Annotated in this window: 18 protein-coding genes and 2 pseudogenes; 12 read left to right on the top strand and 8 right to left on the bottom strand. The window is 69.0% G+C overall.

The window, feature by feature from the left end:
* The first annotated feature begins 25 nt into the window (after positions 1-25).
* The 3 genes from IG99_RS14665 (at position 26) to IG99_RS14660 (ending at position 1,454) form a co-directional block, all read left to right on the top strand.
* Positions 26-631: a DUF5994 family protein gene (locus IG99_RS14665; protein ID WP_051865393.1), complete on the top strand. Its 606-nt coding sequence runs from the start codon at positions 26-28 to the stop codon at positions 629-631.
* A gap of 5 nt (positions 632-636) precedes the next feature.
* A complete protein-coding gene (locus tag IG99_RS48725; RefSeq protein WP_158973183.1) occupies positions 637-783 on the top strand; it encodes a hypothetical protein in 147 nt (48 codons plus the stop codon).
* A gap of 248 nt (positions 784-1,031) precedes the next feature.
* Positions 1,032-1,454 (top strand): STAS domain-containing protein, encoded by a 423-nt coding sequence (locus IG99_RS14660; protein ID WP_051865405.1) that lies wholly within the window; start codon positions 1,032-1,034, stop codon positions 1,452-1,454.
* A 238-nt stretch (positions 1,455-1,692) separates the two neighbouring features.
* Here IG99_RS14660 and IG99_RS14655 read toward each other — a convergent pair whose 3' ends face one another.
* Positions 1,693-2,943 carry a PP2C family protein-serine/threonine phosphatase gene (locus tag IG99_RS14655; protein WP_037673868.1) on the bottom strand — a complete coding sequence of 417 codons (1,251 nt, stop codon included), beginning with the start codon at positions 2,941-2,943 and terminating at the stop codon, positions 1,693-1,695.
* A 237-nt stretch (positions 2,944-3,180) separates the two neighbouring features.
* A pseudogene (locus IG99_RS45370) lies at positions 3,181-3,366 on the bottom strand (allantoin permease); the annotation flags it as partial.
* Positions 3,367-4,255: 889 nt separating this feature from the next.
* Between IG99_RS45370 and IG99_RS14645 the strand changes: the two are divergent.
* Positions 4,256-5,935, top strand: coding sequence for a CocE/NonD family hydrolase (locus IG99_RS14645; RefSeq protein WP_037673944.1), 1,680 nt, complete (start codon positions 4,256-4,258; stop codon positions 5,933-5,935).
* A gap of 412 nt (positions 5,936-6,347) precedes the next feature.
* Here the strand turns inward: IG99_RS14645 and IG99_RS14640 are convergent, their stop codons facing one another.
* Entirely contained in the window at positions 6,348-7,751 is a 1,404-nt protein-coding gene (locus IG99_RS14640) for a flavin-containing monooxygenase (RefSeq protein WP_234311850.1), read from the bottom strand.
* A gap of 289 nt (positions 7,752-8,040) precedes the next feature.
* Between IG99_RS14640 and IG99_RS14635 the strand changes: the two genes are divergently transcribed.
* Both IG99_RS14635 and IG99_RS14630 read left to right on the top strand, forming a co-directional pair.
* Positions 8,041-8,676, top strand: coding sequence for an ABC transporter ATP-binding protein (locus IG99_RS14635; RefSeq protein WP_078947707.1), 636 nt, complete (start codon positions 8,041-8,043; stop codon positions 8,674-8,676).
* Entirely contained in the window at positions 8,673-9,464 is a 792-nt protein-coding gene (locus IG99_RS14630) for a hypothetical protein (RefSeq protein WP_037673865.1), read from the top strand. Before IG99_RS14635 ends, IG99_RS14630 begins: the two co-directional genes overlap by 4 nt.
* A gap of 338 nt (positions 9,465-9,802) precedes the next feature.
* Here IG99_RS14630 and IG99_RS14625 read toward each other — a convergent pair whose 3' ends face one another.
* On the bottom strand, positions 9,803-10,282 hold the full coding sequence (locus IG99_RS14625; RefSeq protein WP_037673862.1) for an RICIN domain-containing protein: 480 nt from the start codon (positions 10,280-10,282) through the stop codon (positions 9,803-9,805).
* Between the two features lie 449 nt (positions 10,283-10,731).
* Between IG99_RS14625 and IG99_RS52005 the strand changes: the two are divergent.
* The 3 genes and pseudogenes from IG99_RS52005 to IG99_RS45360 form a co-directional block, all read left to right on the top strand.
* Positions 10,732-10,858 (top strand): annotated as a pseudogene (locus tag IG99_RS52005) (transposase); the annotation flags it as partial.
* A 283-nt stretch (positions 10,859-11,141) separates the two neighbouring features.
* Positions 11,142-11,267, top strand: coding sequence for a hypothetical protein (locus IG99_RS51395; RefSeq protein ID WP_267882530.1), 126 nt, complete (start codon positions 11,142-11,144; stop codon positions 11,265-11,267).
* A 333-nt stretch (positions 11,268-11,600) separates the two neighbouring features.
* Complete coding sequence (locus IG99_RS45360) at positions 11,601-12,407, top strand: 3-oxoacyl-[acyl-carrier-protein] synthase III C-terminal domain-containing protein (protein ID WP_078947705.1); 807 nt, start codon at positions 11,601-11,603, stop codon at positions 12,405-12,407.
* A 159-nt stretch (positions 12,408-12,566) separates the two neighbouring features.
* Here the strand turns inward: IG99_RS45360 and IG99_RS14610 are convergent, their stop codons facing one another.
* Together IG99_RS14610 and IG99_RS14605 are read right to left on the bottom strand one after the other, a co-directional pair.
* Positions 12,567-13,058 carry an STAS domain-containing protein gene (locus tag IG99_RS14610; protein WP_051865388.1) on the bottom strand — a complete coding sequence of 164 codons (492 nt, stop codon included), beginning with the start codon at positions 13,056-13,058 and terminating at the stop codon, positions 12,567-12,569.
* Positions 13,058-14,521, bottom strand: a complete 1,464-nt coding sequence (locus IG99_RS14605) for a PP2C family protein-serine/threonine phosphatase (protein ID WP_063768315.1) — start codon at positions 14,519-14,521, stop codon at positions 13,058-13,060. Before IG99_RS14605 ends, IG99_RS14610 begins: the two co-directional genes overlap by 1 nt.
* 1,177 nt (positions 14,522-15,698) lie before the next feature.
* On the opposite strand from IG99_RS14605, the gene IG99_RS14600 reads away from it, so the two are divergent.
* On the top strand, positions 15,699-16,289 hold the full coding sequence (locus IG99_RS14600; RefSeq protein ID WP_037673858.1) for an isochorismatase family protein: 591 nt from the start codon (positions 15,699-15,701) through the stop codon (positions 16,287-16,289).
* Between the two features lie 6 nt (positions 16,290-16,295).
* On the opposite strand, the gene IG99_RS14595 is transcribed toward IG99_RS14600, so the two are convergent.
* Both IG99_RS14595 and IG99_RS14590 read right to left on the bottom strand, forming a co-directional pair.
* Positions 16,296-18,041, bottom strand: coding sequence for a prenyltransferase/squalene oxidase repeat-containing protein (locus tag IG99_RS14595; protein WP_051865387.1), 1,746 nt, complete (start codon positions 18,039-18,041; stop codon positions 16,296-16,298).
* Between the two features lie 99 nt (positions 18,042-18,140).
* Positions 18,141-19,103: a terpene synthase family protein gene (locus IG99_RS14590; RefSeq protein ID WP_158973182.1), complete on the bottom strand. Its 963-nt coding sequence runs from the start codon at positions 19,101-19,103 to the stop codon at positions 18,141-18,143.
* Between the two features lie 1,061 nt (positions 19,104-20,164).
* Between IG99_RS14590 and IG99_RS14585 the strand changes: the two genes are divergently transcribed.
* Positions 20,165-21,277: an IS110 family RNA-guided transposase gene (locus IG99_RS14585; protein WP_037673856.1), complete on the top strand. Its 1,113-nt coding sequence runs from the start codon at positions 20,165-20,167 to the stop codon at positions 21,275-21,277.
* Between the two features lie 198 nt (positions 21,278-21,475).
* A complete protein-coding gene (locus tag IG99_RS14580) occupies positions 21,476-22,591 on the top strand; it encodes an IS110 family RNA-guided transposase (protein WP_037673853.1) in 1,116 nt (371 codons plus the stop codon).
* Positions 22,592-22,623 lie beyond the last annotated feature (32 nt).

Here is a 22,623-nt window from a genome sequence, read left to right as displayed (position 1 = left end):
ACCGGCCCGGGGTTGGGTCCGCATCATGACCGCGACCATTCTGTTGACGCCCGCGGTCGAAGAGCGGGCCCCTTGTACGTTGCCGCCCCGACTCGTACTGGCACCTGGCGAGACCACCCCGGTCCTGATCGACGGTGCCTGGTGGCCCCGCTCCCGCGACCTGACTGCGGAGCTTCCGGCACTCATCGAGATCCTTGACCCTCTGTGGGGGCGGATCACCCGAGTAACGGTGAACCCCACGTTCTGGCCGGTCATCCCGCGAAAGGTGCCCGTCCGAGGGCACGTGGTGCACGTCGGCTGGTTCGAAGCCGAGCAAGACCCGCACAAGCTATTGCTGCTCTCCTACACCGTCGGCCGCTGGGACCTGCTGGTGATCCCACCGGAGACAGAACCGGCCATCGCCGCCCGGCTGATGGCCACGGCCACCGACCCGTCGCGAAGTCTCACGGCGACCGGTCTGATCCATGAGGCCGAACGCTTCCGGATCACGGCAGAGGAGGCGGTCGGCTCGGACTCGCTCCGGGAGGCGGTCTGGGACTCCGAAGGCGGGAATGACGCCCGCCGCCCGGCCTCACATGCCTCTGCCGGAGCGGTCATCGACCACGTGCCCAGCCCGGCAGAAGGAAGGTGAGAGGCATGGAGACCGTCACGACGGTGGGCGTCGCCCTGGGCGTGCTCCTGATGCAGCTCTTCACCACGCGCCACGCTGATCGCATGGCGACCTTGCCCTCCGGCCGTTCCCGGCGGTGGCGGCGCTGGCCGTGGCACCGCACCGAGACGTGAACCCCCTGCACACGGCTCTGTCCCAGATTCCGATGCGCGTTGCTGTTGGCACAGATGTCTGCGGTAGTGGACTTCGTCCGATCGCCGGCGCATCCCCCGAGGCAACCAGTCGGCCCTGCGCCTGGAACACAGGCTGCTGAACCGGCCGTTCGCCTTTCTGCACGAGAGCACGACCGTGTACCGAGCGCAGGAAGAGCCGGATGTCCGGCCCTTGGCGCCGCCAGGCCGGTCTCCTGAACCGAGGTGCCATGCCCTTTCCACAGCTGACCCTCTACCGGCACGACAGGCACAGCCGGGCGTTGATCACCCTGGCGGGTGAGATCGATCTGACAACGGAGCGCATCGTGCGCGAGTCACTGGGGCAATGTGTGCGCGACGGCATCCGCGCCATCGACGTCGACCTGACCACGGTCACCTTCTGCGACGTGACCGGCCTCAACGCCTTCCTCCACGCGTCGCGGGCCACTGCCGTGGCCGGCGGGTCCCTGCGCTTGCACCACCCGCCCTCGGCGCTGGCTCGAATCATCGCACTCACCGGTAACAGCACCCTGCTCCACGGCTACCCGGGCGTCCCACCGCGGCCTTCGTCGCCGCCCTGGACGCCCGGAGCGCCAAGTGGGGAACCCTCCCGCGCACCGACGGCCACCGCGATCCCTACGCCAGGGAACTGACCGACTCCGATCCCGACCGACCGCAGCCGACCCCCACCCCTCACCGCCCGCCGTAAGCGCCGAATGCGGCAACACCTCCATGACGCTCGCTCAGCACGATCCGCCTCAATTTAGTGAGGCGGCTGGCTGGGGTGCGTTGAGCCATCAGACGCGACAAGCTCACAGCTATACCGAAGCCCCGGGTCCGACGGTCTTGCGCATCGCTGCTTCGAGTCCACGCTCGGGTGCTGGGACAAGCTCAGGCCGGGATGGCCGGGATGGCCGGGTGGTCGGCGGTGCCCCCGCGCCACTCGACCAGGAAGAGCGTCGCGTCGTCGCTGGTGTGGCCGCCTCGTTCTTCCTTGAGGGTGTGGGAGAGCCGGCGAAGCTCTCCGCGTAGTCCCTCTTCCGCCGGCTGCATGCTGTTGATGCAGTTGATGAGACGGTCCTCGCCGAAGGTCTCTCCGACGAGGTTGCGCTCCTCAATGACGCCGTCGGTGTAGAACAGCACGCGATCACCGCGCTGGAGCTGTCGCCCGCTGATCTTGGGACGTTGTCCGCCGAAGCCGACCGGCAGGGTGGTCGCGCTCTCCAGCCGCTCCACGACCTGGTGGTCGCGGATCAGCAGCGGAGCCGGGTGGCCCGCGTTCACCCACAGCAGACTGCCCTCCACGATGTCCAGATGCATCATCTGGGCCGTGACGAATCGTTCGGGCCCGAACATCTGGGCGATGGCCTGATCCATGAAGATGTACTTCTCGGACAGGTCGACCTGGGCGCGCCGGGCGTGCCGGTATGCGCCGACGGCGACGGTCGCCATCGTGGCGGCCTCCAGGCCGTGGCCCATCGCGTCGAACACGGCGGCGTGCAGGATGGTGTCGTTGAGGGCGTAGTCGAAGCTGTCACCGGCGATGTTGTAGGCGGGTTCCAGGATCCCGGCGACCGCGACCTGCGGAACCGCCATCGCCAGCGGCGGCAGCAGGGACCACTGCATCTCCGCCGCGACGCTCATGGGTTCGCGACGTCTGGCCTGGAAGAACTGGTCGGTGTAGCTGTGCTTGGTGACGATGATGTCGGCGACCAGTCCGCCGAGCCTGCCCAGCAGGCGCCGGTCGTCGTCGTCGACGGTGTCCAGAGTGACGGCCATTACCCCCACCTGGTCGCTGCCGTCCAGCAGGGGCAGGTACATCCGGACGCCGTCCCCCTGCGGGACCTCGACAGCGGTCGCGTTGAGGAACGCCCGGCCGGCGGGGGAGTCGGCGATCGGCTCGGGCCCGCCGACCAGCAGTCCCCTGCCCGGCAGCGGCGCCAGGAGTTCCTGGCCGTAGTCCTGCAGCAGGATCGACACCTCGCGGCCGCCGATCCTGGCCACCTCCTCCGCGACCAGTGGAGCGATCAGCTGCGGTGGCATCTCGTGGGCCCGGTCCAGCAGCAGGCCCAGGAGCCGCTCACCGAATCCTTCCGATCGGTCGGGCTTGCTCCGAGGAGGCTGCCGGTCACCTTCCGCCATGCCCCCACCCTCCCCTCCACGTCCCTAAGCTGCCACTCGTGCGTATCCGGCGACGGGCACGGTGCCCCTCTCGAGCACAGTGCGTACAGAGTGCCGCCGCACATCGGCCGTACGGGGCCATTACGCCGACTGCGGCATGTCCACCCCGCCGTCGACTACACCCACCGCGCGCCGGACCTGGCAGACCCCCTCCTCCAGGGCGCATATCAGGTCGAGAGCGGTCGGCGGCTCCACAGGCGGCGTGAGTACGAAGGCGATGACGGCGGCTACGGGAGAGTACGGCTGGAGGGTGTCGCCGAGGACGTGGAAGTACATGGCGATGGACAGGCCGGAGGCGGCCACGCCGACTGGGTTGACGGCGTGGAGCATGCCGCGGCGGAACTCCGGCTGGAGCGGGGAGATCTTGAGTACGTACTTGTTCATGCGCCGCACTTGCTGCTGGCGACCCCTGATCGCGCCGCTCGCCTTCGTGCGCTGTTGTGCTCGGTCGGGATCAGGTTGGGGGTGTCGCGTGGAGGGGATTGAGCATGTCCTGCGGTTCCTGCGTGGTAGCGAGATGAGGGGCGGGAGGATGGGCGGGTGCTGTCCCGGGTCCGGGGTCTGACTCATGATTCCTCTGACCGAAGTGTCTCGATCACACGGTGTCGGCCGTTGGCCGGGGATGGTGCGTTGTCGGTGCCGGGCCGGCGGGGTGTGTCCCGATAGGGGCCTGCCGATTGTTGTGGCGTCCTCACGATTCTGACCGTCCGACGCGGCCCGGTACCGGCAACGCGACACCCAGTCCATGCATTCCGTCAGTGCGTTGCCAGCGCCTCCACAACCCCTCCGATGAGCTCGGTGCTTACCGGGTAAGCACCCGTCAGCCATCCCATAGCTGTCCCTCGCTCGATTCTTAACCACAGTGCTATGCAACAGGGCCGCACTACGGCGAGAAATCTCGCCGCTGGGGCGCAGCACCCGGGGCAGGGGCTGTGGCGGGAGCTGGTGCTCCCGATCCGTCCGTGCGGGTGGTTTCACCGGGACCGGCAGCACGGTCGTGTTCCGGCGTGGAGCCTGGAGCCAGCAGTTCTCGAGGTGCTGTTTGCAGGGGCCGAGCTGACCGGCGGGCCGTCCGGACGCTCGTGGGTCCAGGTGGGCAGCGTCCTGGCCTTGCCGGTAGAGCGGTGCGAGGCGCGCGGGGGTACGGGTGGGTGGCAGGTGGCCCGCCCTCGTTCGGGTGGTGGCCGCGGTGTGCACGCCGGAAGAGATCGCACGAGCGTTGAATATGTCCCTGGCATTCCGTCACACCCCCGTCGAGAAAGGTGGCATCTTCATGCCGGTCAACGGATCCGCGGAAAACCCGTTCGCTCTCAGCCCCGACGACGTCGCCCGGCTGGAGGCCATCCGGGCGGCACTGCTCGACCCGTCACCGCGCCGGATCGGCATGCTCGACCAGTGGGGCCTCGCCGACACCTACGAGGTCCAGGCGGAGGTCGCCGAGTACCGGGAGTTCCCGATCGCCATGGCGGACGGGACCCGCATCGATGCCGGACTGAGCATGCCGCGCCGCCTCGCGCCGGGGCAGACCTGCCCCGCCGTCGTCATGCCCGCCCCGCTGAACGACCTCGGCCGCCTGGCCTACTTCGGCACCATCCCGCGCTGGACGCTGGGCGGCTACGCAGTCCTGACCTACAGCCAGCGCGGCCTGGCCCGCTCCGAGGGCGAGATCCAGGTCGCCGGACCCCAGGACGTCGCCGACGGTGTCGAGATCCTCAACTGGCTCACCGCGCTGGAAGGTGTCGACGCCGACCGGATCGGGTGCTTCGGCGCCTCCTACGGCGCCGGGACCAGCCTGCTGCTCGCCGCCGAGGACCCGCGCGTCAAGGCCGTCGCCGGCGCCAGCGCCTGGGGCGACCTGTTCACCTCCCTCTTCGAGAACGGCACCCGGCACGTACGGGCGTTCGAGGCGCTGGTGGCACTGTTCCACGAGGAGCGCTGCTCGACAGAGTTCCGCAATGTCATCGCCAAGATCCGCGACAACGTCATCGACGACGAGGTCAAGGAGTTCGCCCGGCTGCGCTCGCCGATGCAGCACCTGAAGACCTACAACGAGCGCCGGCTGCCGATCCTGATGACCACCTACTGGCACGAGACGATCTTCTCGGTGCCCGCCGTCATCGACCTGTTCACCCAGCTGCAGGGCCCCACGTCGCTGCTGGTGCAGATCGGCGACCACGGCAACGGCGAACTGCCCGGCCTGTTCGGCGCCATCTCCAAGCCCACCGAGATGACCTACCGCTGGATGGACCACCACCTCGGCGGCAGCGCCGGCGACGGTGCGAAGCCGCACTTCGGCATCCGCTCGGAGTACATGCACAACCTGCTGTCCGACCTCAGCCACCGCGACTGGGCCGACTACGCGCTGCCCCCGCAGCGCTTCCACCTCGGCGCCGTACCCGACGGTCAGCAGGACGCGCCCATGGCACAAGGTCAACCACAGCCGGGCTGGACCCGCTCCCTGCAGCCCGCCGGCCAGGACACCGGCATCGTCGTCGCCCCCAAGCTCATCCAGACCGGTCTGAAGGAACGTGCGGGACTGCCCCACGTCTACCGGACCGCCGACATCAAACGCGACGTCGCCGCCATCTGGACGACCGCGCCGCTGGAGCACCCCATGCGTGTCCAGGGCGACCTGGAGGCCAGGCTCACCGTGAAGCCGCAGACGGACAACGCGACCTTCGTCGCCTACCTCCTGGACTGCAACCCCCGCACCGGCCGCGCCGCCATCATCACCCACGCCCCCTACACCCTCACCGACCAGCAGGCCACCACCGTCACCTTCCACCTGCAGCCCGCCCACTACGTCCTGGGCAAGGGCCGCCAACTGCAGCTCGTCATCACCGGCTACGACCCCTTCTTCGCCGACGACAGCACCATCCCAGCCGCCCTCGAGATCACCTCCCCGCAAGGCAACGAGTCCTACCTCGACATCCCCCTCGCCCCGCTGCCATAACACCCAGCCGCACCCCGGGGGCAGGAGGCGCCCAGAGGCACTCCCCCTGCCCCCGGTCCCGCGGGCCGGCAGCACCACTTTGCGCACGCCGTTGGCCGCGCCGGAAGGAAGGGAACGGCGAAGCCCGCACGGTCGACTCGCCTCGTGGTTGGTCGAGATGCGCACGCCTCCGTCGGGTCTGATCGTGCGTATGCACATGGCGCTGGACTGATCGGTACGCTGTGCCGGACGCGTCGTCCCGGCCGCCACGGCCGCCCTGGCCATCGAGCGCCACCGCGCCGGATACGCCCGGCAGGCAGCGGATACCTGATCACACGCCTTCTGTCGCGTCTGCGCGAAGGCATGCTGAATGCCGGGTGAAGGCCGCTGGCGCAACCGAGCGCTCCGGCAGTATCGGAATACTTCGGGCTTATCACTCCGGAGTTGGTCCTTCGCCACCGAGTCCAACCTCTCCTGGGTCATTCACCGCCGGATTCCGGCGAACACCCGCTGACCTGCGGCCAGGACAGATCACAGCATGCGCTTGCGCTGCTCTCCGACGTAACATCCATGCTTGCCACCGCGGCGTCCCATCGCCCTGCAGGGCAAACGCTGAAGGGTCAGGCTTCCGAAACTCCGTCAGCTCGGAGCATTCCCCCGAGGGGCGAGAAGGGGTCGATCGGGCCTTCTCACCGCGAAAAGCGTGGGCGATGGCGCGCGCCTCGATGCCCGCCTGGCGGAGAACCCCTGTGAGGGGATTGGTGTAGCCGGCGAAATACAGGCGTGGGGCTTCGGGATGGGTTTCCGACCCTACGACGAGGGGGAGTCCGTCCTCGTCGAGTACGCCCAGTGAGCCCACCAAGTCGTTCAGGTTGGTCCGGTACCCGGTGGCGGCGATGACCGTGTCGGGCCGCAGTCGGGTGCCGTCGGCCAGTACCACGTCGGGCCCGTCGAATTCCCGGACGGTCGTGACCGGTTCGACCCGTCCGGACCGCACGGCGTCCACGAAGCCGTGGTCGAGCACCGGGTTGACCCCCTCGCGGGCGTTACGGGTGTACAGGCCCGTGCGGGGCCGCGGCAGTCCCCGCGAGGTCAGGTCGGGCACCGCGACACGTTGCGTGAGCAGGGAGGTGCGGTCGCGCCACGCCAGCGGGAGAGCTTTCGTCAGCCGGCCGACCGCGTGCCATCGGGCGCTGGAGCGGGGCAGGATGTTGGGCGGGGTACGCACCGAGATCTGTACCCGCGCGGCTCCGGCCCCGGCGAGGACGGCGGCGATCTCGGTGCCGCTGTTGCCGGCGCCGACCACCAGGACGTGCTGTCCGCGGTAGGGCGCCGGGGAGCGGTAGCGGGCCGAGTGCAGCAGCCTGCCGGTGAAGGCCGCACGCCCGGGCCAGTGGGGGACGTGCGGGGTGTGGCAGCGGCCGGTGGCCACCACGACCGCGTCGGTGGGGATGGTGCCGTCCGGGGTGTGGACCAGCCAGCGGGCGTCCGAGCCGGGCCCGGCCCGCTGGATGCGCAGCACCGGGGTGGTGAGCCGGACGTCGAGCCGGTGGTGGGCGACGTAGCTCTCCAGGTAGCGCACGTAGTCGTCGCGGCTCACCCAAGGGCCGGCCTGGCGCGGTACCGGCAGGCCGGGGAGTTTCGAGGTGCCGGGGGTGGTGTGCAGGCGCAGGTGGTCGTATCGCTGCGCCCAGCTGTTTCCTACTCGGTCCGACCTTTCGAGGATCACGGTCAGTACGTCGAAGCGTTTGAGTAGCGCGGCGGCCGCCAGCCCGTGGGGGCCGGCTCCGATCACGATCGTGGGAGCGCCGAGGTCTCGCTGTGGTGTCGGGGGCATCGATTCCTACAACGGCGGACCGCGGCGCACGTCACGCCCCACTGGCGGGTGTGGAACATCGAGCCGGCGCCGTTACACCGGCCCATATGCAGTCGTTGGGCATCGGGCGGCAGCGCGCCGCCTCGCATGGCGGGTCCGGCACGCCAGGCCGGACCGTCCGGGCCGGACGAGGCTGAGCCGTCATGAGCCGGGCAGGCCGGCGGACGTGAGCCTGCGCGGTCCCGGCCACCGTGGCGGGCTTTCCTGCGGGTCGGCTCGCTCCACCTGTCCGATCTTTCAAGGGGCTCATGTGCAGGCAGTAACCACGCGACACCAGTCACGGCTGCTGATCAGCGGAGTCTGCAAGGCGTACGGCCGCAGGCAGGTCCTGCGCGACGTGGACCTTGATGTGTCCGCCGGGACGCTGGTCGGAGTCGTCGGCGAGAACGGCGCGGGGAAGAGCACTCTGCTTCGGGTCGCCGTAGGACACCTCGCACCCGACCGCGGAACGGTGACACGGACAGGGACAGTGGGGTACTGCCCGCAACGGGCTGTGCTGAACGACGCGTTCACCGTCGGACAGCATCTGCGGCTGTTTCGGACGGCCTACCGGCTGCCGACACTGGAACGCGCCGACGAGCTGATGGAATTGCTGGCGCTGACCGACTGCCGACGACAGCAGGTCGGCGAACTCAGCGGCGGAACACGCCAGAAAGTGAACCTGCTGATCGCTCTCATGCACGATCCTCAGCTGCTGGTCCTGGACGAGCCCTACCAAGGCTTCGACTGGGACACCCATCAGCGGTTCTGGACCCTGGCCGCCGACTTGCGTGACCGAGGCCGGTCGATCATCGTGGTGTCCCACCTGCTGCACGACCTGCACCACTTCGACGCGATCGCTCACCTGCGCCAGGGCCGTCTGCACTTCGAGGGGACCGACCGATGAGGCTCTCCTGGACGGCATTCACCCAACTGCTGCGCTGCACTCTGCTGGGCCACCTGCGCAACCGGCTGGCCCTCGTTCTGGCGGTCGCGTTCATCCCGGTTTGGATCACCGTGGCACGCCTGTGCACCTCCGACCAAGTGGTGCGCATCTCGCTGGACACCATCAGCGCCCCTGTCTCCGTCCCGGCCGGTCAGGTGGGGCAGGTGGCCAGTGCGCTGGGCGCCGTCACCATGGTCGCCGGCTTCATCACCTTCACCGAGACCTTCCTGTCCCGGCAGTTGGACCGCCGTCTGCTGCTGGCCGGCTATCCCCGGCTGCCGATGCTGCTGGCGAAGCTCGCTGCCGTCGCCCTCACCGCCGCGGTACTGGCGTGCTACACCACGATCCTGCTGTGCATCTCCCTGCCCGTTCGCCACGCGGCACCCCTGGCGCTGGCCCTTGCCGGCGCCGGCCTCGCCTACGGCGGCATCGGCCTTCTGCTCGGCTCTCTCGTCCGCGGCGAGCTGGAGGGCTTCTTCCTCATCATCATGCTCAGCCTGGTCGACACCGGCCTGCAGAATCCCGTCTTCAACACGCTCATGGACGTGGCAGGCGTGTTCGCGCTTCCCCTGTACGGCGTGACCCAGCTGGCACTGAGCTCAGCCCTCACCCCGCACATCCCCTGGTCCAACGGCCTGCTCACCCTCACCTGGTCCGCGGCAACCGGCGCCCTGGCGCTGCTCGTCCTCCACCTCCAGCGCCCTTCCCGCTCCTCGTTGGCGCGCAGGGCGAGGGCCCGGACTGTGTGATCACGGTGAGCACGGGCCTCTTCCTTCCGGGCCTGCACTGATCGTTGGAAGTACGTCGAGCCAGGGGTAGATCACCATCCACCTGTCCGGATCAGCGGCTGCGACCGGTGCGTCTCGGCCCGCCAGCGTCTCGTCATCTACGCGACGACGACTTGGCTTCAGGCCCGCGGGGTGTTGGCGAGGAAACCGGAGCAGCGCTTTTCGCGGCCATCCTCCGAGCCGCCGACATCGCCTGCCCTGACTGCCTGCTGGAGATGACCGTATGACAGGCCCGCCCTCCGAGGGCGGGCCTGTCATACGCGTCTGCCGTGGATGTCTTCGAAGCGTGCTGGGGGCTGTCAGTCCTGGTCTTCTGACGAGGGGTAGATCCGCCACAGCTGGGAGAGGTTGGGGCCGCCCCACATGCGGGTCAGGCCGACCAGCCGGTCGTTGCCCTGGAGGTGATCGGCGATGGCCAGGGCGTAGCGCGGGTGTACGACCGAGACCAGGTAGAAGTCGTTGCCTCGCTCCGCATGGGCAACGAGCCGCCAGTGCTGGTTGAGGCTGTCGGTGCTTTCCCGCAGGGTCACGATGTCGGACGGATTGGCACCGGCGGTGAGGCAGCGGTGGTTGGCGTACGACTCGATGCGCACGGTGCCGCCGGTGTTCTGCCGCAGGAACCACCGATGCGAGGTGTTGTCCTTGGCGAACGGGTCCTGTGCCCAGGTCTGGGTGTGGTTGCCGACGCCATCGTGCCAGTCGTTGCACATGAAGTAGGTGCCGGTGATGTGGTGGGTCATCGTCACCGGTCCGCCCGCGAGCAGTACGAGGTCCGTCACGGCAGTGCTCCTCCGCCTCGAGTTCGTCACAGGGGCGGGCGCCCCTTGCGACCCAGCGTAAGGAACGGCTCGCTGTTCAACAGGACGGTCAACCGGTCGTCTGCCGAGGTCAGACCCTGTCCGGGAGCTCCCGAACAGGCGGACGGCCTTACTCGAACTACGTGACCGAGCGTCACTCACATGCGCAACGGCCGGCGCAGTGTGGGGGTAGGACAGCGGTGGTTTCGAACAGGCAAGGGGGCCGGCACGCTGCGGGCGAGTGCGGCAAGAACGAGAAAAGGGCAGCTGTCTCTCCAGGTTGGCTGTCTCGTTTCAGGTGTCGCTGATCAGGCTAGCCCGCCCGTCGGCCCGCCTGCTTCCCGCAGCCGGGTCTTCGCCCAGCCACAGATGGGCAGCACGCGACTTCATGACCCTCGCGCCGGACCACGTTGCCTCTCCAACCGCCGCGCAACAACCCGGAACGCCTGGGCAGTGAGGCGTCCTTCGCGGCCCTGTGCGGCGTCAGCCCAGTCGAGCGTTCCCCGGGCAGCCGGCAGCACCGTCGCCTCAACTGGGGCGGCGACCGACAAGCGAACGCGGCCCCTGCATCAGATCGTGCGGACCGCCTGCAGGCAAAACCCGGCGCGAGACAGTCCGCAACCTCAAGCGCTACGCGGCCCGGGATGTTTTCCACCTGGATCGCATCGAAGCAATGACCCTGGCCCCCCCAGCAGCGGTCACGCCCGTCCCTCTGACCTGCATGGACGGCCGAGTCGTTCACTCGAACGGCCTCACGCCTGAACAGGCGCCCACCCCCCGTTCGGAGCAGTCTGGAGCAGCAGGAGTAGTCACCTGTGTCACCGCTTCCCCGGGAGGCGTCATGGCCGTGATCGTTCTGATGCTGCCGGTACTGCTCGTGCTCATGCTGTTCGGGTTAGACGCTCTGGAGCATGCCTTGTTCACCGAGGCGGAGCACTCCCGCAACCCTGGAGGAGCAAACCCCTGAACCCCACACAGCTGCGGCGCCGATACGGACCCACCGATCCCTGAGCCGTCGGATGTGAGGTGAGCTGACCTGGGCGGTCGCAGACGTTGCTCCCCGGATCGAGGACCGGCTGCGGGAAGGCAGCCCCGGACTGCGCGTCCCCGACGGTCTTCGACGTCTCCAGCGCCTGCAACGGCGTGCTGAACGTTCTTGAGGTCGCCGACGCCTGATCCGCGCCGGTTCCTACCGGCGGCGTACTGATCGCCTGCGATGAAACCCTCAGCCGCTTCAGCCGCTGGACCCTGACCGGCAGCCAACTAAGACCGCCTCGGCTGGCGTCCCTGACCGGCGCCGATGTGGGCGCGGCCGTCTTGGTCGAGGCCGGTAACTCACCGGGCATCCTCGCCTCCATGTTCCTGGCCGACTCCGCCGGGTGGCCGGCTGCCACGCTTTTCAATACCTACCAGGCGTCCCGCATGCCCCAGAATCCACATCGACTCCGAGCGGCTGCTCGCCTCCTTCCACGGACTCGACACCCAGGCCACGCTGTGGCTGGCAGAACAGGGCGCGGACCTGGACGCTTTCGACCTCGTCTGCGTCCATCAACCCTCCGTCCCCTTCCTGCACGTCTTGTGCGACCGCGCGGAAATCCGCCCGGAGAGCGTGGTGCCCGCGTTCCCCGGCGTCGGCAACGCGGCCTGCGCCACGGTTCCGCTTCAGCTCGCCTTCGCCGCTGAGCAGCACCGGTTACGTCAAGGGGCGGCAGTCGCCCTGTTCGGCCTCGCCAGCGGGGCCAGCGCGGGAGAGGCGTCGCAGACGCGGGCCTGGTCGGCGGGCTACCTCGACACCAACGGCGGCGCCAGCGGCGGCGGGGGAGCGAGGTACCAGGTGTCCACGGCGACCGTCCCCAACCGCGGCCCCGGCACGGGCACGGGCACGGGCACCTGGGAGTCGTCTCCGGTTCGTGCCAGGCCACCGGAAGCCCGGTCAGGAGCGGCGACATCATCTACCTGCGCAACCTCTACAAGAACGACGGCGGCTACCTCGACGTCAACGGCGGCGCCAGCACCGCCCAAGAAGAACGCCGGCGGCATCTACGACGTCTCCACCGCCTGGGGCAAGGACCGCGACGGCACCGACCGTCATGGACCTCGCACGTAAAGCTGATAACGTGCGCCTGTCGGTGTCGGGGAGATCGAAGTGATGCGCAACCAGCTCGCCCACCGCGGCGCCCGGGGAAGGGATCAGCTCGGACCCCGTCCTCCGGCGGGAGGGCCGGGCCCGATCGCTGGTACGAACCCTCTGGCGGGGTCGACGCGATCAGCTCAGGTCGGCAGAGGTATTGCGCGCGCTGTCGCAGGCCATGGGCTCCACCCGGGTCGGCGCACTGGCTCCGCCACCTGCGGAGGCGTGGGTGATCGAGCCGTGCTCGCCTGCGCTGGTGATCTGGCTGTCGGTCATGGTGGTGACGGCTTCGGCGGCGGTGGCATGGACCGGCAGGATCGTGTCGACACCGGTGAGGACGAGCATCCGCATCAGGCGGTCGGGGACGTCGGCGAGCCCGAGTGCACCGCCCACCGCCTGGGCGGCGTGCCAGAGACCGATGAGCGCGCTCAGACCGGCGGAGTCGCAAAAACCGACCTGTGACAGGTCCAGAACCAGGTGCCGAGACCCCTGCTCGATGATCATCGAGGCGTCGCGGCGCAGGGTTTCCGCGGTGCGCATGTCCACGTCCCCGGCGACTGTGGCGATGGCGAGGCCGGGACGGGGGTGCTGGACGGTCAGATGCAGCGTGTCGGTCACGTCGGTCATCACTCCTGGCCGAAGTGTTCGGGCGCGGCGGCGGTGTGGGCGGTGGCAGCGACACTGCCGTCGGGGGTGGTGTGAGGGTGGGGGACGGACAGGGCCAGCAGGGCCACGTCGTCGCCGGCTCCGTCGGGCAGCGAGGCCAGCAGGGTGATGCTGTCCTCGACCAGGGAGGTGGCGGTGACGGGCCCGGTGCGCTGGTGGAGGAAGCCGGCCAGGCCGTCGTCACCGAGCATGGCGCCCTCGGTGGTGCGGGCTTCGATCAGCCCGTCGGTGTAGAGGAACAGGCTTTCCCCGGCCGTCAGGGAGAAGGTGGTCTGGGCGAAAGGCGCCTGGGGAAAGGCGCCGACGAGCATGCCCCCCTTGGGGCGTATGGCCCGCACCCAGACGGCGCCGCTGTCGTCGGGGCGCACGTGGTAGGCCGGAGGGTGGCCGCCGGTGGCGACGGTGACGGTGAAGCCGCCGTCCTCCCGGGGCTCCAGGAGGCCGAAGACGACGGTGCAGAAGCGGCGGCCGGCGGTGACGTCGGTGAGCAGCATGGTGTTGAGCGCGCTCAGCACGGTGACGGGGTCGGCGTCGATCTGGGCCGTGGCGCGCAGGGTGTGGCGGGCCAGGGCGGTGACGGTCGCCGCCTCGGGGCCTTTGCCGCACACGTCACCGAGGAAGAACGCCCACCGGCCGCCGTCGAGGGGGAAGACGTCGTAGAAGTCGCCGCCCACGTCGTGGGCGGAGGCGGTGCGGTAGTGGCAGGCCAGTTCCAGGCCCGGCACCACGGGAAGGGCCGGGGGCAGGAGGGTGCGCTGGAGGGTGGAGGCGAACGCGGCGATGGCGGCCTTGTCCTGCTCCGCCTTCTCCCGCGCTGCCCGCTCCGCCTCGGCGTGCCGCCTCTCCGCCTCCCGGCGGGCCTGCTCGTCGCGCAGGGCGCGCAGCGCCGACAGCCGCAGCTCCATCTCGTCCAGCACGATCGCGGCGAGATCGGCAAGAGTGGCGGTGTCCTCCTCGGTGATCGAGCGCGGCCGGGTGTCGAGGACGTTGACCGTGCCCAGCCGGTGCCCGTCGGGGGTGATGATCGGTGCGGCGGCGTAGAAACGCACCCCCATCTCTCCGGCGACCAGCGGATTGTCCACCGCGATGGGGTCCTTGAGAGTGTCGGGGATGACCATCGTGTCATCGCGCAGGATCGCCGAGCCGCACAGGCCCGGATCACGGCCGATCTCCGTGACACCCTCCAGGCCGTGGGCGGCCTTGAACCAGATGCGGTCGGTGTCCACGACCGTGACGGTCGCCACCGGCACGTCGAAGAGCCGGGCAGCCAGTGCCGCCACCCGGTCGAACGCCCCGTCGGGCGGAGTGTCGAGTATGTCGTAGCGGCGCACCGCAGCGATCCGGGCCGCCTCCGCATCCGGGTCGGGGACCAGCTCGGGGCGGCGCCCGGGAGCCGGGTCGGTGGCCGATGCCTGCTGCATCATCGGCTTTCCTCTCCGTCGATGGGCTGCCGCCGTGAACGGCACGAATCGACGCAGCCTAAATCGACAACACGCCCGAACGCCAATGCCGCCGTCGGCCGGGCTCCGGTCGCGGTCTGCCGTGCGATGTGCCGGGCCGGCGTCGGTGGAAGGGCCCTACGGCGGGGTCTGTGACTGCTGACCGCGTCGCCCTGATCGAGTCGTGCTGGTACTCCAGTGCGGTTTCGTGATCTATCCAGCGAGTTCGTGGTTGGATCGCCGTCGGTAGTGGCTGCGTCGGGCTGTTGCCTGGTGGCGTCTGCGCCAGATCGACCAGTGCAGCAGCCTGGCAGCTGTCACGGCCGGCGGGCCGAAGACGAGGGTGCACAGGTGGCAAACCTCCGGGACGGTCAAGGAGATCGGTTCGCTGTTGCGAGTCGGGCGGTGCGGACCGGTGGACCGCTTCGGCGGCGAGGGCGGTCAGGAAGGCCAGCGCGAGCATGGCGAGGGTGATGTGCCGGTGCCATGAGGTCCGAGGGCCGGGCGCACACCCTTGCTGACAGGCGGCGCGTCCAGGACCGTGCCGTCGTCGGTCCACCAGCCGAAATGCAGCCCGGCGACATGCCGGATCCGAGGAGGCAGAGTGTGAACCCGGGACCGGACTAACGGACGCACCAAGGTCGCGGCCTGCGCGAGAATCGTCGCGCAGTCACGAGGTGAGTCAGCCACCCGCACCCCTTCCAAGGATCAGGCCATGTCCACGCCAGGATCAGGGTGCAAGCGGCCAGAGGGACAGGGAGTGACCACCAGCGCGCGACGTACACTCCGACCCGCTCCACTCCCGTGCACGACACACTGCGCCGCACGCGCCCGGCTATCACCGGCCAGCCAGCACACCCGTAAGGGCGCGGGCCTGCTCCAAGCAGCTCCCACAGAGAGCGAGCTCTGCGGCTCCGAGGCTCCGTCGAGGTCGACTTCCTTGGCCGCACGGCCCCGAAGTGGGCCGATCGATCCGGTGCGCCAGACGGCGGGCACCCAGAGGTGTGCCCGGTGCTTGAGTCTCGGCCAAGTGCTCGACCCGCAGCTGGACCCTTTCACCAAGTGCGTCCCTATCGGGTGAGTACCGGCGAGTGCTGCGTCGGCCCACCGACGAAGGGAGCGACCATACCGGCAATGGCTTCTTCCGAGAGAAAGGGTTCCCGTGCGCCGTGCACTGATCGTTGTTGATGTGCAGAAGGACTTCTGCGAGGGCGGCAGCATCCCGGTGAAGGGCGGCGCGGGCAGGGCCGTGGCCATCGCCGACCTGGTGCGGCGCGCCGATGGCAGGTATGCGCACATCGTCGCCACCCGAGACCACCACATCGACCCGGGGGCCCACTTCTCCGAGCACCCGGACTTTCAGAGCTCCTTCCCCGAGCACTGCGTCGTCGGCAGCGAGGGAGGCGAGTTCCATCCGGACTTCGCGCCCGCCGTCACCTCTGGCGGCGTGCACGAGGTCTTCTACAAGGGGGCGTACTCCGCCTCGAAGAGCGGTTTCGAGGGCTCAACTGAGGACGGCACATCACTGGCCGACTGGCTGCGCGCCCGCCACATCAGCAAGCTCGACGTCGTCGGCATCGCTACCGACCACTGTGTGAAGGCCACCGCGCTCGACGGCGTACGAGCGGGCTTCGCCGTCCGGGTCCTGCTCGACTACACCGCCGGCGTTGCCGCCGATACCACCAGCATGGCGATCAGTGAACTACGCCAAGCCGGTGTGACGCTGAGCGGCAAGCCAGTCGTCCTTGCCTGAGAACCACTAACGCCCTTGGCCGCGGGACCGGTCCGCACCAGGCGCACTGCTCTGGTGGGGCCGAAAAGGGTGGCCGTCGGCCGCCCGCAGAGTTCGCCACAACTGACCTCCTACACTGCCACCCGTGACGCCGCGTCCAGGACCGGCCTGCTTGCAGCCTGGACACGAACGAATGACGCCTTCACCGTGGTCAGGATTGCTCACCGGGAGTGTTCGGCATGGGGCGGATTCCAGGCGGCGGGTGAGGTGGCCGAGGGCGAGCAGGGTGAAGACATCGGCGAGTGCGGGAACGGTGAAACCGAACGGGCGGGGGCCGATCGAGTCCGGGATACTCGCGATCGATCCGTCGGAGCGTTGCTGGGTGAGCAGGTAGGCGACGCCCCGGCCGGCGGGGCCGGGAGTGTTCTGGGTCGTAAGGACCGTCAGGGCGTAGGCGGTGCTCAGCGCGTCGCTCGCGTCGCCGTCCTGCTGGCCCCACCCGCCGTCGGCGTTCTGACAGTCTGCCACCAACGTCACGGCTTTTCTGATGATGTGCTGTGCGAGGCTGCCGGGGCCTCTGTGGGGGTGGTGGGAGGCCGCTAGGACGGCGCGCGAGACGGTGTGCAGGCGGCTGCTGCTCCAGTCCGGCGGGAAGGAGCCGTCGGGGCGCTGCTGGGAGGCGATGTAGCTGAGGGCTGATGCGAACTCACGGTGGTAGGCCGGGCCCTGGGTGCTGAGGGCATTGGCTGCGGCGGCGGTCATGCAGGCTTCCGACGGCGCGCCGGCCAGGTAGGTCGGGAACCCACCGTCCTTGCCGCGCAGGGCGTGCAGCGCGCGCAGTGCGCCCTGCAGCGGTGCGCGGTAGGTGTCGGGGCCGGCGAGGTGGAGGACTTCGACGGCCACCGACGTGCAGTCCACGTCCGGGAGTTGGACACCATCCGTAAAGGACCAGCCGCCTGCGGGGTCTTGGAGAGCGACCAGGCGCCGGGCGATGAGGTCCACGACCGGTGCGCCGGCTCCGGCAGCGTGCAGGGCGACCCCGGCGGTGGCGGTGACCCAGGTGTCCTCGTCGCAGATGAACGGCATCCCGCCATCGGGACGCTGGTGCCGCAGCGCGGTCCGCACCCCCTCGACGACCAGCGGGTACTGGCCGGGGACGGGTAGCAGGGCGTGCAGTACCGAGAGGTGGATGAGCAGGTTGGCCTCCCAGACGGTTCCGGGCCGCTGGGTGGAGCGCAGCAGTTCCAGATCGCCTTTGTCGATCAGGCGGTGCCCGCGGGCGTGGGCGAGGACGGCTTTGACCGCGGTGACCTGGACGCGCGCCCACGTGTGCAGACCGTGCAGACTGGACGCCTCGGGGGAGGTGGGGATCTCGTCGTCGGTGGGGGCGGCGTCCAGGAGCGTCAGGACGGCATGCAACAGGGCGCGTTTGCGGGGGCCGGTGAAGTCCGGGGCCCGGGCGAGGAACCGTTCTACATCCAACAGGCAGGCCGGGTCGGGCCTGTGGTGCAGGGCGGCCCGGGCCATGAGCCGGTCCAGCGGTTCGGGAGAGTTGCAGTGCAAGGACAAGTAGGCGGCCAGGCGGCTGCGGGCGGCGGGTTCCACTCGGGCGCGGTCCAAGAGGGCCAACAGCAGTGCGGATTCCAGGACGCGGCTGCGGCACGGACTGTGCAGGGTTCCGTCCGGCCGGATCAGGCCCAGGAGATGAGAGTGCAGTCGTGCGGTGGCGGGGACCAGTTCGGCAGGCAGCGCGGAATGTGGCCAGCGGGGCATGCACGCAACAGGGGCAGCTGCTCTCATCGGGGTCAGTTCCTCCACATCGTCGTGTCCGGCCTGTACCTGGTGCGTCCGGTCGAATGGCCCCTCTTCGGGTCAGAGCAGCGGCCCTGACGTGTGAGGGGGTGCCGGCGGCCCGGGTTCGGGAGTGAAGCGCCCGGTGCGGGCCAGCCAGCGCAGCGTGGCGGCCATGAACGTCTGCGTCAGGTCCACGTACCGGCACACGTCTACCTGCCGCTCAGGGGGCACGCCCTGGCCCGTGCGCAGAGCGGTAGCGGCGGTGCGGAAGCCGCTGCGGCGGCCGGCGACCATGACAGCGGCCCGTGCACGGGCCGCAGGCAGGGAGCAGCCGTCCTGCCGGGCGAGAACTGTCACCAGATTGTCCTGACCGGCAGCCGCGTCGTCGGCCGCCGAGGCCAGATCATTCGCCCATCCCGCCACATCGGCCAACGCCTGCCGTAGCTCGCCCAGTCGGGCACTGACCTGCGGACACTCCACCAGCGGAGCATTGCCGGTGCGCTCCAGCACATCGAGAAGCGGAAGCAGGGTGATCGTTCGGCGGCGCAACCGCACATACGGCTCAAGGGACAGTCGGACACCGTGGCGGCGCAGGGCCACTTCCTCCTCGGTCGCATCCAAGAAGTCGGTGTAATCCGCGGTGAAACGCTCCCTCCACTGGGCGGACATCCCCTCGGCCGTGCGCTCCCACAGCCCTCTCAGCACTGCGGCATACGGGGCCGTTGCCGCGGGCATCAGACCACCGCCGGCGGTCAGGATTTCACGCAAAGGAGCAGTCAACTCCTCCACCTCCCCGGCGACCACCCCCATGCCTCGCCGGTCGATCAGGTCGTCCACCCAGCAGATGAACACCGCCCATTGGGCCGTCAGCGCCACGTCCTGGGCTCCGGCCCGCGGCAGAGCCCATTCAGCGAGTGCTTCCAACCTCATCGCGGCAAGCCGCCGCTGCTCAACCTCATCCCCCACCAGTCCCACTGCCCGAGCCCACCGCAGCACCGTCCCGGGCCTGGAAGTGCCCGAACCTGTCTGCGGGGCGTCCATGCCTCCACGGTGAGCGAACCGATTCCCGGGCGGCAGGCCAGGCGCCTGAATTAACCCATATGGATGATCACCGCCTACCCCTATCCCTTATTCGGGAGGCGACGGCAGAAGAACGGCACCCCAGGGCTCGGCAGAAAGACTGGTGCCTGTGACGTGGATGCTGCCGGAGCCGGTGCTGTGCACTCCGGTACCCAGGCCGGCCCAGGCGGGAGAACCGCCGTGGACGAGTTGAGGCAGCCTCGCCTGTATCCCTCGGCGAGGGGGCTGTTGCTCATGACGCTCGTGGTACAGCGGGCCGTGAAATGGGCTCTGACCTGTGCCCTAACGAACTTCGCCGAAGCCGACATCTTCCCGATGACTCATCATGTGGAATCAGCAGCCACACCGGCCTTCGGGGGTGGCTGACTCTCGTGCCCGACCTCGGTGCTGGCAAGTCGCGGGCCGGAACGGGGACCGTGCTGCCGGACTGTGGCTCAGGCGTCGATGATGCCGCGGACGATAGAGGGCTCCCGTTCCTGATGGGTCCGACGAGCTGAGCCCGGAGTGAGAGGCAGGGAGGAGGAGCCGCATTGGGGGCTGAGGTTGGTGGCGATTCCGATGAGGGTGCCGTTTCTGGTAGAGGGCCATTTTGCCGGGGCTGGGGTTTCCCGGGTGGGCGCTCGGAAGGTGGCGACGAGGTAGGTCCCAGGGCTTGCCCCTGGCGACACCTGATCGTGCCGCTCGCCTTCGTGTGCTGTTGTGCTCGGCCGGGATCAGGTTCGGGGTGTTGCATGCGCGGGATTGAGCATGTCCTGCGGTTCTGGGGCGATAGCGAGATGGGGGCGGGAGGATGGGCGGGTGCTGTCCCGGGCCCATGGCCTGACTCATGATATTTCTGACCGAAGTGTCTCGATCACACGGTGTCGGCTGTTGGTCGGGGACGGTGCGTTGCCGGTGCCGGGCTGGCGGGGTGTGTCCCGATAGGGGCCTGTCGATAGCTGTGGCGTCCTCACGATTCTGACCGTCCAATGCGGCCCGGTACCGGCAACGCGATACGCCATCGGACGGGAAGGGGAACGGGCATGTGCAGTTCGACACTGCCCGGAACGACGCCTGTTGCGCGGGCCCGTCGTCGCCCTGCGGGGGAGGTGGTGCTGGGCGTGGACACGCACCGGGATGCCCATGTGGCTTCGGTGCTCTCCTTGGCGGGGGCGGTGCTCGCTACCGACGAGTTCCCGGCCACCGCGGCTGGATACCGCGATCTGCTGAAGTGGGCGAGGAAGTGGGGAAGCGTGGGGCGGGCCGGCGTGGAGGGGACCGGCTCCTATGGGGCGTCCCTGTCCCGCTATCTCCTGGCCCAGGGCGTGGACGTGCTCGACGTGAACTGGATGGACCGGGCGGATCGTCGGCGGCGCGGTAAATCGGATCCGCTCGATGCCCAGAATGCGGCGCGAGCCGTGTTGAGCGGGCGGGCCCGGGCCAGGGCCAAAACGGGCGACGGGCCGGTGCAGATCGCGAGAATGTACAAACTCACGAAGGCGTCGGCGGTCAAAGCCCGCACCCAGGCCATCAACCAGCTCAAGGCCGTCCTCATTACCGCTGATCCCGTTTTGCGGGAAGAACTGGCCGGACTCGGCAATGCCGAACTCCTCCGCATCTGTGCGCGGTTCGCGGACGCGAGCAGTCGCGAGGAGGTCGGCGAGGAGTCGGTGCTGCAGGCCACGCGGGTCACATTGGGCCTGCTGGCTCACCGGATCGGCCAGCTCTCCGAGCAGATCCGGGACGTGGAGACTCGTCTTGCCCGGCTCGTGGAATGCCACGCCCCGCAGCTGCTCGACGTGGTGGGGACCGGTCCGGACACGGCGGTCGCTCTGCTGATCACGGTGGGGGACAACCCGGAACGGCTGGACAGTGAGGCGTCGTTCGCCGCGCTGTGCGGTGTCAGCCCGGTTGAGCGTTCCTCGGGACGCCGGCAGTTCCGTCGCCTCAACCGCGGTGGCGACCGGCAGGCCAACGCCGCGCTCCACCGCATCGTCTTCACCCGCCTGCGGGTCGACCCGCGCACCCAGGACTACTACGAGCGCCGGATCAAGGAGGGCAAGACCCGACGCGAAATCGTCCGTTGCCTCAAACGCTACGCGGCCCGCGAGGTCTTCCACCTGGTCAAACAGCCACAACCAGCACCCCGCTCATAGGGGCTGTGACCGAAGTGTCCCGCTGTCACAGTGTCGGCCTTTGGCCGGGGATGGTGCGTTGTCGGTCGGTGTACCGGACTGGCGGGGCGTGTCCCGATAGGGGCCTGCCGATCGCTGTGGCGTCCTCACGATTCTGACCGCCCGACGCGGTCCGGTACCGGCAACGCGACATGTCATAAGACCGGGAAGGGATCGAGTATGGCGAATTCGACCACGTCCAGTACGTCGCCTGCTCCGAAGTCCCGCCGTCGCCGCCCTGCGGGGGAGGTGGTGTTGGGAGTGGATACACATCGTGATGCCCATGTGGCTTCGGTGCTCTCCTTGACGGGGGCGGTGCTGGCCACCGACGAGTTCCCTGCCAGCGCTGCCGGATATCGGGATCTGCTGGAGTGGGCCAGGAAGTCGGGAGCCTTGAGGCGGGCCGGGGTGGAGGGGACCGGCTCCTACGGGGCATCCCTGTCCCGCTATCTGCTGGCCCAGGGCGTGGACGTGTTTGACGTCAACTGGATGGACCGGGCGGACCGCCGTCGGCGCGGCAAATCTGACCCGCTCGATGCCCAGAACGCGGCGCGAGCCGTATTGAGCGGGCGGGCCTGCGCGCGTGCCAAATCGGGCGACGGGCCGGTGCAGATCGCCAGGATGTACAAACTCACGAAGGCGTTGGCTGTCAAAGCCCGAACCCAGACCATCAACCAGCTCAAGGCCGTTCTCGTCATCGCCGATCCCGCCTTTCGAGAAGAGCTGGTCGGCCTGGGTAATGCCGAACTCTTCCGCACCTGTGCACGGTTCACCGACGTGAGCGGTCGCGAGGATGTCGGCGAGGAGTCGGTGCTGCGGGCCACCCGGATCACTTTGGGTCTGCTGGCATCCCGGATTGGCCAGCTCTCCGAGCAGATCCGGGAGGTGGATGCTCGTCTGGCCCGGCTCGTGAAATGCCACGCCCCGCAACTGCTCGACGTGGTGGGAATCGGCCCGGACACGGCGGTCACGTTGCTGATCACGGTGGGGGACAACCCGGAACGGCTGGACAGTGAAGCGTCCTTCGCCCCTTTGTGCGGGGTCAGTCCCGTGGAGCGTTCCTCGGGGCGCAGGCAGGTGCGTCGTCTCAACCGTGGCGGCGACCGGCGGGCCAACGCTGCGCTCCATCGCATCGTGTTCACCCGCCTGCGGGTCGACCCGCGCACTCAGGACTACTACGAGCGCCGGATGAAGGAGGGCAAGACGCGGCGCGAAATCGTCCGCTGCCTCAAACGCTACGCGGCCCGGGAGGTCTTCCACCTGGTAAGACAGCTACAGCCAGCCCCCCGCTCATAGGGGCTGTCGTGACAGATGAGAGGCTCAGAAGG

The organism is Streptomyces griseus subsp. griseus, assembly GCF_000720255.1.
Taxonomy (GTDB): Bacteria; Actinomycetota; Actinomycetes; order Streptomycetales; family Streptomycetaceae; genus Streptomyces; species Streptomyces griseus_I.
This window is presented reverse-complemented; position numbering and strand designations above follow the sequence as displayed.